This window comes from Clostridium sp. KNHs205 (assembly GCF_000702945.1).
In the GTDB taxonomy this organism is placed as follows: Bacteria; Bacillota; Clostridia; order Lachnospirales; family Lachnospiraceae; genus Anaerocolumna.
Genome location: NZ_JNLE01000003.1, coordinates 1,156,808 through 1,169,088, shown reverse-complemented (window position 1 = coordinate 1,169,088; position 12,281 = coordinate 1,156,808). Strand labels below are relative to the sequence as shown.

Genomic DNA, 12,281 nt, shown 5'->3' with positions numbered 1-12,281 from the left:
AGGAAATTATGTTGATTTATTTATGTCTGATACCGGTAGTGGTAATTCTGTTATACCTGATGGCTATCATGCCGAAATTATTCCGCAGAAAAGACTTCACTCCGTTTCAAGGAACATATTATGCCCATAGAGGCCTGCACAATGACCCAGACAAGGTTCCGGAAAATTCTATGGCTGCCTTTACGCTTGCCGTTAAGAACAATTACGGGATTGAAATGGATGTTCAACTCTCAAAAGATAATGTACCGGTGGTATTTCATGATTTTACACTCAAAAGAATGTGCCATATTAATAAGAAAGTAAGAGAATTAACTTTAAAAGAACTGAAGGAGCTCAAACTTCACCAATCCAATGAAGGAATTCCAACCCTGCAGGAAGTCCTTGAAATGGTCCAGGGTAAAGTACCATTGATTGTTGAATTTAAGGTAGAATTACAAGATACCTCTGTGTGTGATATTACAGCTCCTGTGTTAGAAAAATACCATGGAAAATACTGCATTGAATCCTTTAATCCTCTTGTCCTGCTCTGGTATAGACGTAAGCGTCCTGACATAATAAGAGGTCAGCTGGCAAGTAATCTGATAAAAGATAAAGAAGTAGGAAGCTTCTCCCTGTACTTTGTTCTTCAGAATCTCCTGCTTAATTTTATAACCAAGCCGGATTTTATATCCTACAATTATAAGCACAGAAATATGCTGTCTTTGATTTTGTGTAAGCATTTCTACCGGACCCCGGCCTTTGCCTGGACTATTAAAAGTCAGGAAAGCCTGGATTTGAGCCGGAGCCGGTTTGATTATTTTATTTTTGATCAGTTTATTCCGCAATAAAATTATTTCTCGTATAGAAATTCTTCCGGAAGTTCTACTTTGAAGGCTTCAGCCAAATCCCTGAAATTATCAGGTGTTATGGTCTGTCGCTTACCGGACATTGAAAATATCTTAACCAATATTTCCGCAGATTTCTCAACCGTATGCATAAGACCGAAGGTTAAGTCGAAATCTTCACCGGAACAGAACATACCATGGTGTGCCCAGATGGCTACATCATATTTCTTCATTAATTCACTGGTTGCTACCGCAATGTCCCTTCCGCCGGGAACCATCCAGTGTACAACACCAACACCTCTTGGGAACACTACAGGACACTCTGTAGCTGCTTCCCATAACTCTCTGGTAAATACCTTGTCGCTTAAAGGTAATACAAAGGTCAATGCAATAATATTGGTAGTATGTGCATGATAAATAACTCTGTGCTTACCGCCGGTTGCTGCCTTCTTAACTTCATGGTTCATTAAATGAGTGGCAAGCTCACTGGTAGGAGTTCCACCTTCTGCTAATCCCCATCTTATACGGTATTTTTCACCGGTTTCATCTATTTCTATAATAGTGATACAAACCTCCGGGTCTACACTGATATTTCTAAAATACTTCCCACTTCCTGTTACAAGAAAGAATTCTCCTGCAAGTAAAGGAACACTGGTGCCAATGTTATGCCACTCATCATTATTAGAAAGTCTTGGTAAGACCTCCATGACTTCTTCTTCCTTCAAACGGTAAGAAAGATTCCCTCCGTTTCTTTCATGCCAGCCTTGTTGAAAGCCGTCATCTGCCATCTTTATAAATCCTTTAACGAATTTCGTATCTAATATTTTCATATATTTATATTGGGATTGTGTTGTTTTCCCTTTCCTTTCCTTTTATTTTGTTGTTTTATAGTTATATTATACTTCGTTAATGTTGTTTTGTAAATAAATCTTTTATTTAACAATCCTTTCCACTGTAGGTGCATTATTTCTAGTTATTTCATATTAATTAGTAATATTTATCTATTAAAACCAGTATAAAAAGTGTCATATGAATATTATTTTGTTTCAGATTATAACCCTTAATAACAAAAAATAAAAAGATATACAAAAATATCATTAAATGGATTGTGATATTTGGCTCCCTTTTTATATACAAAAAAGCCCGTGAAATCAACTAACTAAGCTGAACCACTGGCTTTTCTTCTATTTATAAGACCTTCACAGTCCTTCATTCGATTTGTATCTTCAAAACTACACACTTTTTGATTTCATCTAATCTTAGGTCAAGCCCTCGACCTATTAGTATTAGTCAGCTGCATGTGTTACCACACTTCCACCTCTAACCTATCCACCTGATCGTCTTTCAGGGGTCTTACTGCATTCGCATGGGATATCTTATCTTAAGGGGGGCTTCACGCTTAGATGCCTTCAGCGTTTATCCCGTCCCGACTTGGCTACTCGGCCATGCACTTGGCAGTGCAACCGATACACCAGAGGTCAGTCCAACCCGGTCCTCTCGTACTAAGGTCAGCTCCTCTCAAATATCCTACGCCCGCGCCGGATAGGGACCGAACTGTCTCACGACGTTCTGAACCCAGCTCGCGTACCGCTTTAATGGGCGAACAGCCCAACCCTTGGGACCTAATACAGCCCCAGGATGCGATGAGCCGACATCGAGGTGCCAAACCACTCCGTCGATGTGAACTCTTGGGAGTGATAAGCCTGTTATCCCCAGGGTAGCTTTTATCCGTTGAGCGATGGCAATCCCACTTTATACCACCGGATCACTAAGTCCTACTTTCGTACCTGCTCCACCCGTCGGTGTCGCAGTCAAGCCCTCTTATGCCTTTGCACTCTTCGGATGGTTTCCGTCCATCCTGAGAGGACCTTTGAGCGCCTCCGATACCCTTTCGGAGGCGACCGCCCCAGTCAAACTCCCCACCTGACATTGTCCACTGCCCGGATCACGGGCACATGTTAGAAACCCAGTACTGCAAGGGTGGTATCCCAACAACGGCTCTGCGGCAACCGGAGTCACCGCTTCTTAGCCTCCCACCTATCCTGTGCATGCAATACCGAATCCCAGTATCAAGCTAGAGTAAAGCTCCATGGGGTCTTTCCGTCCTGGCGCAGGTAACCAGCATCTTCACTGGTATTTCAATTTCACCGGGTGCATTGTCGAGACAGTGCCCAAATCATTACGCCTTTCGTGCGGGTCGGAACTTACCCGACAAGGAATTTCGCTACCTTAGGACCGTTATAGTTACGGCCGCCGTTTACTGGGGCTTAAGTTCAACGCTTCGGGTTACCCCTAACATCTCCCCTTAACCTTCCAGCACCGGGCAGGCGTCAGCCCATATACTTCACCTTACGGTTTTGCATAGACCTGTGTTTTTGCTAAACAGTTGCTTGGGCCAATTCTCTGCGGCCTGTATTTCTACAGGCACCCCTTCTCCCGAAGTTACGGGGTCATTTTGCCGAGTTCCTTAACAATGCTTCTCCCGTCGGCCTTAGGATTCTCTCCTCATCCACCTGTGTCGGTTTACGGTACGGGCTTATAAAAAACAATAGCGGCTTTTCTTGGCAGTGCCTCCATCAGCTTCCCTACTTATATTTCGGTCCACATCACGTCTTCCCATTATGGAACGGATTTTCCTGCTCCACTGGTACCTCGCTTGTACCGGGTATTCCTCACCCGGCTCTGACTTTGTCTCTGCGTCCCCACAGTTCTGTTTTTATAAGGTACAGGAATCTCAACCTGTTGTCCATCGACTACGTCTTTCGACCTCGCCTTAGGTCCCGACTTACCCAGAGCAGATCAGCTTTACTCTGGAAACCTTAGATATTCGGCCTGAAAGATTCTCACTTTCATCTCGCTACTCATTCCGGCATTCTCTCTTCTTATCCCTCCACGGCTCCTTACGGTACCGCTTCGTCGGTATTAAGAATGCTCCTCTACCACAGTAGTTATCGTTAGATTACTACTATCCACAGCTTCGGTGTCGTGTTTTAGCCCCGGACATTTTCGGCGCAGGACCTCTCGACTAGTGAGCTATTACGCACTCTTTTAATGTGTGGCTGCTTCTAAGCCAACATCCTAGTTGTTTTCGAAATCCCACATCCTTTTCCACTTAACACGCACTTTGGGACCTTAGCTGGTGGTCTGGGCTTTTTCCCTTTTGACTACCCAACTTATCTCGTGTAGTCTGACTCCTGATCATCATCTGTATGGCATTCGGAGTTTGATAATCTTCGGTAAGCTTTGACGCCCCCTAGGATATTCAGTGCTCTACCTCCATCAGACTAAATCAAGGCTAGCCCTAAAGCTATTTCGAGGAGAACCAGCTATCTCCGGGTTCGATTGGAATTTCTCCCCTACCCACACCTCATCACCACCCTTTTCAACGGATGTGTGTTCGGTCCTCCACCGCCTTTTACGGCAGCTTCAACCTGGACATGGGTAGATCACCCGGTTTCGGGTCTACTTTTACTGACTGATATTCGCCCTATTCAGACTTGGTTTCCCTTCGGCTCCGAGTCTTAAACTCTTAACCTTGCCAGTAAACGTAACTCGCCGGACCGTTCTACAAAAAGTACGCGGTCCACCTGTAAATAGGTGTTCCACAGCTTGTAAACACAGGGTTTCAGGTTCTCTTTCACTCCCCTCCCGGGGTTCTTTTCACCTTTCCTTCACAGTACTATGCACTATCGGTCACTAAGTAGTATTTAGCCTTGGGGGGTGGTCCCCCCGACTTCCCACAAGGTTTCTCGTGTCTCGTGGTACTTCGGATCCCGCTCGCTGACTTCCGGTTTCGCATACGAGGCTTTCACTCTCTTTGGCTGGCTTTCCCAAAACCATTCTGCTACCTTTCATCTCACTTGTTGCGGTCCATAACCCCAGAGGATAAATCCTCTGGTTTAGGCTCTTTCCATTTCGCTCGCCACTACTCTGGAAATCGAGTTTTCTTTCTCTTCCTCCGGGTACTTAGATGTTTCAGTTCCCCGGGTTCCCTCTATTAAGCTATGTATTCACTTAATAGTAACGGAGGTTTGCTCCGTCAGGTTTCCCCATTCAGAAATCTGCGGGTCAAAGGATATTTGCTCCTCACCGCAGCTTATCGCAGCTTATCACGTCTTTCATCGGCTCTTAGTGCCAAGGCATCCACCCTGCGCTCTTATTAGCTTGACCTTCGCAGTCTTTCGACTGTTGTGTCTTCAGTTCCACAAACTTGATACGATCTCCTTTGCTTCTTCTGTCTGCATCATTTTTCCGTCTAGCGTGACAGAAAAACAAACGCATATTTATTAGATGTCTTCAAATCAAATGTGTAGTTTTCAAGGTACAATTGTTTTGTTTCTTTCTTCCTGTACTTGACCATCTGAGGATAGTCCGTACTCAAAGTTAAGAAACAGTGGTCTAATGAGAATTGAACTCATGCCCGCTGTTACCAGCTGCTCTTCCAATTAAGCTATAACCCTTTTATGAAATTCTAAAAAATAGTTTCTTTTAATTTATTACTTTCGCTTTACTTAACCAGGTTTTTAATAAAACTCGATATATCCAACCTCGTGTAAGTCATTTTAGTATTATATAATCCGGCAGCCACCTGCTCTCCCATACCGTCTCCAGTATAGTACCATCGGCCGCTTACGTCTTAACCATCGTGTTCGGGATGGGAACGGGTGTGTCCCATAAGCGCATCGCCACCGGAAATTTTTTGTTATTCAATTGAAGGTTTATTTATAATAACAAAACATGTTTTTATAATCAACCTGTATTTTTTACCAGCTGTTTTATATTGCCGGCATGCAGTTATACGCATTGCGAAAACTACTTTTTTGATAACTCAACAGTAAAACAACCCTTACTTACTTCCTTAGAAAGGAGGTGATCCAGCCGCACCTTCCGATACGGCTACCTTGTTACGACTTCACCCCAGTTATTGAACCTGCCTTCGGCTGCTCCCTCCTTACGGTTGGGTCACAGACTTCGGGCATTTCCAACTCCCATGGTGTGACGGGCGGTGTGTACAAGACCCGGGAACGTATTCACCGCGACATTCTGATTCGCGATTACTAGCGATTCCAGCTTCATGTAGTCGAGTTGCAGACTACAATCCGAACTGAGATGACCTTTTTGGGATTTGCTCACTCTCACGAGGCTGCTTCCCTTTGTAGTCACCATTGTAGCACGTGTGTAGCCCAGATCATAAGGGGCATGATGATTTGACGTCATCCCCGCCTTCCTCCAGGTTATCCCTGGCAGTCTCCCTAGAGTGCCCGGCCGAACCGCTGGCTACTAAGGATAAGGGTTGCGCTCGTTGCGGGACTTAACCCAACATCTCACGACACGAGCTGACGACAACCATGCACCACCTGTCTCCTCTGTCCCGAAGGAAAGGATCGGTTAAGATCCGGTCAGAGGGATGTCAAGACCTGGTAAGGTTCTTCGCGTTGCTTCGAATTAAACCACATGCTCCACCGCTTGTGCGGGTCCCCGTCAATTCCTTTGAGTTTCATTCTTGCGAACGTACTCCCCAGGTGGAATACTTAATGCGTTTGCGACGGCACCGAAGGTCTTTTGACCCCCAACACCTAGTATTCATCGTTTACGGCGTGGACTACCAGGGTATCTAATCCTGTTTGCTCCCCACGCTTTCGAGCCTCAACGTCAGTTACAGTCCAGTAAGCCGCCTTCGCCACTGGTGTTCCTCCTAATATCTACGCATTTCACCGCTACACTAGGAATTCCACTTACCTCTCCTGCACTCTAGCAACATAGTTTCAAATGCAGTCCCGGGGTTGAGCCCCGGGCTTTCACATCTGACTTACATCACCGTCTACGCTCCCTTTACACCCAGTAAATCCGGATAACGCTTGCCCCCTACGTATTACCGCGGCTGCTGGCACGTAGTTAGCCGGGGCTTCTTAGTCAGGTACCGTCATTTTTTCGTCCCTGCTGATAGAGCTTTACATACCGAAATACTTCTTCACTCACGCGGCGTCGCTGCATCAGGGTTTCCCCCATTGTGCAATATTCCCCACTGCTGCCTCCCGTAGGAGTTTGGGCCGTGTCTCAGTCCCAATGTGGCCGTTCACTCTCTCAAGCCGGCTACTGATCGTTGCCTTGGTAGGCCGTTACCCCACCAACTAGCTAATCAGACGCGGGTCCATCTTACACCGATAAAATCTTTTCACACGATGCCATGCAGCACTGTGCGCTTATGCGGTATTAGCAGCCGTTTCCGGCTGTTATCCCCCTGTGTAAGGCAGGTTACCCACGCGTTACTCACCCGTCCGCCACTAAGTTCATAAGCTTCCGTCCGAAGACTTCCGCTTATAAACTCCGTTCGACTTGCATGTGTTAAGCACGCCGCCAGCGTTCATCCTGAGCCAGGATCAAACTCTCAAATTAAAGTTTAATCATTTTCAGAATTAACATTGGCTTTTCAAAATCTTAGGATTTGCTACGCAAATCCGATTTGAACAATTGTTATTTCCGGTAGTTCAACATAAGTTGTACTACTTTTTTACTGTTTTAAGGTTGTACCATTGCTGATACTGTTCTTTTTCAATCATTAAGACCGGAGTCCTAAATCCTGAATGAAATTTATAAGAAAATTTCAGGGTTGTTATACTGTTCAGTTATCAATGTTCAATTTGCTCTTTTATTTCTTTACTAATTCAAGCGGCTTATCAGTTACTTTTCGGCAGTTATTCTTGCTTACTGTGTCTCTTTTATTCGGCAGCCCGTCAGTGCTTTATTACTATATCACAGCGTTTATTGTTTGTCAACAATTATTTTTAGTTTTTTTTATCAATCATTTTCTTTAATTAATTATAAATAAATGGACATTTTTTTGAATTTTCATTCAATTCAAAAATGAATCTAAAATATTAATTGACAACTTCACAACAACTCTTAAAGTCTTATGACTTAATCTACTGTATATGCACTCAGTGAGCTTAGTCATAATAACATATTTATTATTGTGTGTCAACAAGAAATAATTTTTATTATTCTCTGATTATTTAGTGTTGTTTTCCTAACGCAGGTATATAGGATACCACCCCTTAGCAGAAATGTCAACTGTTTTCATAATAATTATTAATATAATTAAAGATCTGCTTCAACACTCTTTGAAAACATCTATATACGTCACTCCAATAACGATTTAAAACAATTAGAGTAACCGATACTGGTATTGCCTTATTCACTTCTAAATTAAGCATAAACAGTTCATCATGAGCGTTCCAGCGATAGTTGGATGACCGTTTCTACTATTAAATGAATTCTTTAAATAATTCTGAGATTAACAAAAAAAAGTATGTACCAAAAAAAATATCATTTATATAACCCGGCTTACTTTTGTTCTGCTATATATTTTAAGAAGATTCCTTTTAGTGATTTTGCGATAATTTTAAAAAGCAATAATTTTGCCACCTTAATGGTGGCAAAATTATTTATTTTTTTGTGTTATAATTACTTTACCCTTACAAAAAGGATTCGATAATTATTATGAAAATCGTTAGCATAGTAATAAACATTATATCCAGGATTATTATGCCGAAGTAATGAACGATACGGTTCTTATGCTTGCATAAAGGTATTATGCTTTGAATATTTAAGTAATTGGTACTGGTAAACACGATAAATAATAACATCAACAGACAAAAAATTCTTTCGACCCAAAGAACAATACCTGCTATATTTGGTATTTCAATTGTTAAACATAGAAAAAAAATCAATAAATATCCTAGAGTTCCTAGCATCATGCGCCAAGGAGTACGGGTACGAAATCCTGGTGGAATAAGCAATTTCCATGATTCAATTTGAAGAAAGTTACCCGCTGGTTTGATCCGAAGCTTTTTCAGCAGCTCTGAAACGGACTTAAATCTGTCAGACGGATTAATCTGCATACATTTTACAATTAAATCATCAAAGTCATGGGTTTGTATTTTTAATGAAGATGTTAGTTCCTTTAATAGCACACCAATAGCATAAATATCGGTTTGTTGTGTTGAAGAGCCAAAACCATACTGTTCCGGAGCGGCATAGCCTTTGGTCCCTAATAAGACAGTATCGGGTAATCTTATGTCAGTAAAATATTTGGCTGCATTGAAATCTATAAGAACAACACGGTTATGAGGTGCTATTATAATATTGGATGGCTTGATATCTCTATGTATGATTGGCGGATTTAAGTTATGCAGCTTGCTTAATATTTTACAAAGTTCTTTGATGTAGTAATTTATATCACTCTTCACGAAAGAACATGTATTAATTTTATCCTGTAAGGTATCTCCGGAAATATACTCCTCAATTACTGTAAGGGAGGAATCATCTTCGTATAGTTCTATGATTTGTGGTACTCCCTCTATAGGTGTTGCTTGTAGTTGCAAATAAATGTTTGTATTGTAGACGTACATTTTTTTCTTTATATATATTTTTTTTGTTTCCTGATGTTGAACTACATGTACTTGATGTTCATCATTCAGGGTTGCTATTACTTTATAATATGATAAGGATAAGCGTTTTGAGAAATCCATGAATTCATCCTTTCGTCAATAGATAAGTATATTATATCAGATTGGAGCCTATTATGAATGAAAAAAATACACAAGAATTAGAAACTATCTTAGGAAGTACTCATTCTAGAAATTTTGATTTATTTTGCAAAAATAATAAGGAAAGCTTACTGGATGAAAAAGATGCATTTAATACCTATGTTAAAAGCTTGATTAAAGCAAAGGGTTTGACACAACAAATTGTATTTTTAAAAGCAGATATTCCAGAAAGATATGGATATAAAATTTTATCGGGAGAAAAGCATACCAAACAGCGGGATATCATTTTGAGAATATGTTATGCAGCTGAGTTTACTTCTGAGGAAACCCAGCAGGCTCTTAAGAAATATAAGATGCCACCATTATATCCAAAGCTGCCAAGAGACGCTCTTTTGCTGATTATTTTTAACGAACGGCCAAAAAGCATCATCGATGTGAATAGCTTACTGAAACAAAATGGCTTTGACCCATTAAGGACAAGTGGTTTGCAAGAATAAAACAAATATTAATTAGGTAATAATACAGCAAGTTTCTTGAAGATTTTCCTTATAGCTTATATTTTCTCAACCGCTATGGAATTCCTTCGGATTACACCTATTTCCAAAGGAACATTTGACTTGTAGGATACTTAAGTTGAATTTCTAGCTGAGGTAGTTGCTGTTCTTATTATAAAAATACTTTTTACAGGAGAGAAATAAATATGAAAAAGAAAAGTAAATGGATTGCTATTTTATTATGTCTGGTGTTATTTGCATCAATGGCCATGGGATGCGGCTCCTCTGATCCGGTTGAAACAAAGGATGTTGTTACTTCTGAAAAACCTGAAGTCTCTGGTGACGAGACAACTAATGATGCTGCGGAAGAGGCCAAAGAATCAAGTAGTGCAGCTGTTACAATTGAGAAACAGGTTCTTGTTAACCAGGATGATATCGTTATTACAGCGGCTGAGTATACATCAGATGCGATATGGGGTGATGGAATTAAGCTACTCATTGAAAATAATTCTGATACGAATGTTACTGTAAGTACTAATGCATTAATCGTAAATAATTATATGATTTCAGATATATTTGTAGCAGAGGTTGCAGCCGGTAAAAAATCGAACGAAACAATGTACTTATCAAGCACCTCTTTAGAGGCTGCCGGTATTGATTCTGTCGGACAGGTAGAAGTATATTTTCATGTATATGACAGTGCTTCATATGAAGATATCTTAACAACAGATGTTGTGACCATTCAAACATCAAAATATGCAGATATGGACACCACCTCAAATGATGCCGGTACGGAACTTTATAACGAGGGCGGAATAAGAATTGTAGGTAAGACAGTTGATGAGAATAGTTTTTGGGGAACCGCTATTTTGCTTTACATGGAGAATACTTCAGGAACTAATGTAGGAATACAATGCACAAATATGTCAATCAATGGCTTTATGATGACTCCCTACTTCTCTTGCAATGTATACGATGGGAAGAAATCGATTAATGACATTACCATTATGTCCAATGAGTTAGAGGAGAATGGAATCGAGAGTATTGATGAGGTAGAATTACAATTCAATATTTTTGATGTAGATACTTTTGAAACAATTGCAGATTCAGATCCTATCACATTTTCTACAAAATAAACTGCAGGAGATTTGAGATAAACGAAAAATTAATATAAAATCTAAGCAGGTAGTTCAATAATTTTGTGTCACAGCAATATAAACCACTTTCCTGATGAGAGTTAGATATGAATACTCTCACTTGGAAGGTGGTTTTTATATGGATATTCTGAAAATCTCTTCAAATGATGGATTATATGGTAGTAGGTTATGTTTACAAATTACTAGGAGACAGAAAGACATGATGGAGATAGATGCTGGAAGCTGAAATGGACGTTTCCATGAGATATCCTAAAAATGAAAAGGGACAGCTGATTGTTGATAACAAACGAAATAGTTATTCACCTAAGAAGATAAAGAGCCTATTGATCGCTAACATAGCTCTTTATTAATAAGTCGCTCTTTTGAAAAAGTAATTTATAGGTAAGCTTAAGTATGTTACTTATAAATACAATGCTAGCGCAGCAACATTAATGAAACGCAAACAGTACTAAAACGAGTAAAAGCAGCATCTTTGACCTGCTTTAAAAAATGCCAACCATTGTGGATAAATCTCTTGTAACGAAAAAGTTTGTGTACTGTAAACGATATTGACTTCCTTTTACATTCAGCCACTACTACCATTAGCAGATATTTATCAATTCCAGAAGACGAAATCCCAGACTTACAAGAGAATGTCATGGAACGAAAACATATCCAGCAAATAAAAGGTCTAACACCGGATCAGTACTAGCAGCTTTAAAAATATCCTATATTGGGTAAACTATGCACTCTTCTAAAAGATTTTCACAGAATAGTATGCTCACAAAAAAATAGTGAACTGGATTCATGGATAGAAGTAGCTTCTACTTTGCAAGTGGATGAGCTGGATAACTATATAAGTGGATTGAAAAGATTTACCTGCCATAAAAATGGCATTTATTATAAATGTAATAATGGATTAGCCGAAGGAAGCGTAAATAAAATAAAGTTAGAGCTAAAAGGATACTATATGGAAGAAATAGTTTTTTACTGCTCAAAGCAATACTTCTTGTTAAATGAACATTTTTATCAGATTAACTAATTTTGGTGAGAACTTATGGTGCGCTTACGTTATAATGTTAGAGAACCTATAAAATTAGCAGATCAAAAGCCAATACTAGCTAATTTTCCGGTATGAGATATTATCATTTAATAGAATACAAAGAAACCTGTGAATTCAACTTACTAAGCTGTTTCACAGGTTTCTCTTCTATTTATAAGACCTTCACAGTCCTTCATTCGATTTGTATCTTCAAAACTACACACTTTTTTGATTTC

6 protein-coding genes, 1 tRNA gene and 3 rRNA genes are annotated in these 12,281 nt (G+C 40.2%); 4 read left to right on the top strand and 6 right to left on the bottom strand.

Annotation, left to right across the window (positions count from 1 at the left end; genetic code table 11):
- Nucleotides 1-8: 8 nt before the first annotated feature.
- Nucleotides 9-827 (top strand): glycerophosphodiester phosphodiesterase family protein, encoded by an 819-nt coding sequence (locus BR73_RS0105105; protein ID WP_033164644.1) that lies wholly within the window; start codon nt 9-11, stop codon nt 825-827.
- 2 nt (nt 828-829) lie between these two features.
- Here BR73_RS0105105 and rhaD read toward each other — a convergent pair whose 3' ends face one another.
- From rhaD to BR73_RS0105080, 6 genes are all read right to left on the bottom strand, one after another.
- Complete coding sequence (gene rhaD, locus BR73_RS0105100) at nt 830-1,654, bottom strand: rhamnulose-1-phosphate aldolase (RefSeq protein ID WP_033164643.1); 825 nt, start codon at nt 1,652-1,654, stop codon at nt 830-832.
- Nucleotides 1,655-2,084: 430 nt separating this feature from the next.
- A 23S ribosomal RNA gene (locus BR73_RS0105095) occupies nt 2,085-4,994 on the bottom strand.
- Between the two features lie 221 nt (nt 4,995-5,215).
- Nucleotides 5,216-5,284, bottom strand: a tRNA-OTHER gene (locus BR73_RS28645).
- A 115-nt stretch (nt 5,285-5,399) separates the two neighbouring features.
- A 5S ribosomal RNA gene (gene rrf / locus BR73_RS0105090) occupies nt 5,400-5,517 on the bottom strand.
- Between the two features lie 169 nt (nt 5,518-5,686).
- Nucleotides 5,687-7,220 (bottom strand): 16S ribosomal RNA (locus BR73_RS0105085).
- Together the 16S, 23S and 5S rRNA genes with 1 tRNA gene alongside form the textbook arrangement of a ribosomal RNA operon.
- 1,079 nt (nt 7,221-8,299) lie before the next feature.
- The gene (locus BR73_RS0105080; protein WP_033164642.1) at nt 8,300-9,355 is read right to left on the bottom strand and encodes a protein kinase; all 1,056 of its coding nucleotides are present in this window, start codon (nt 9,353-9,355) and stop codon (nt 8,300-8,302) included.
- Between the two features lie 53 nt (nt 9,356-9,408).
- On the opposite strand from BR73_RS0105080, the gene BR73_RS0105075 reads away from it, so the two are divergent.
- From BR73_RS0105075 to BR73_RS28640, 3 genes are all read left to right on the top strand, one after another.
- Nucleotides 9,409-9,870, top strand: coding sequence for a hypothetical protein (locus tag BR73_RS0105075; protein ID WP_033164641.1), 462 nt, complete (start codon nt 9,409-9,411; stop codon nt 9,868-9,870).
- Nucleotides 9,871-10,073: 203 nt separating this feature from the next.
- Entirely contained in the window at nt 10,074-11,003 is a 930-nt protein-coding gene (locus BR73_RS0105070; protein ID WP_033164640.1) for a hypothetical protein, read from the top strand.
- A 233-nt stretch (nt 11,004-11,236) separates the two neighbouring features.
- Nucleotides 11,237-11,374, top strand: a complete 138-nt coding sequence (locus BR73_RS28640; RefSeq protein ID WP_156034608.1) for a hypothetical protein — start codon at nt 11,237-11,239, stop codon at nt 11,372-11,374.
- The last annotated feature ends 907 nt before the right edge of the window (nt 11,375-12,281 follow it).

What these genes read in the sequence shown, in the direction of transcription:
- BR73_RS0105105 (WP_033164644.1), top strand. Translation starts at nt 9, where the DNA reads ATGTTGATTTATTTATGTCTGATACCGGTAGTGGTAATTCTGTTATAC.
- rhaD (WP_033164643.1), bottom strand. Translation starts at nt 1,654, where the DNA reads ATGAAAATATTAGATACGAAATTCGTTAAAGGATTTATAAAGATGGCA.
- BR73_RS0105080 (WP_033164642.1), bottom strand. Translation starts at nt 9,355, where the DNA reads ATGGATTTCTCAAAACGCTTATCCTTATCATATTATAAAGTAATAGCA.
- BR73_RS0105075 (WP_033164641.1), top strand. Translation starts at nt 9,409, where the DNA reads ATGAATGAAAAAAATACACAAGAATTAGAAACTATCTTAGGAAGTACT.
- BR73_RS0105070 (WP_033164640.1), top strand. Translation starts at nt 10,074, where the DNA reads ATGAAAAAGAAAAGTAAATGGATTGCTATTTTATTATGTCTGGTGTTA.
- BR73_RS28640 (WP_156034608.1), top strand. Translation starts at nt 11,237, where the DNA reads ATGCTGGAAGCTGAAATGGACGTTTCCATGAGATATCCTAAAAATGAA.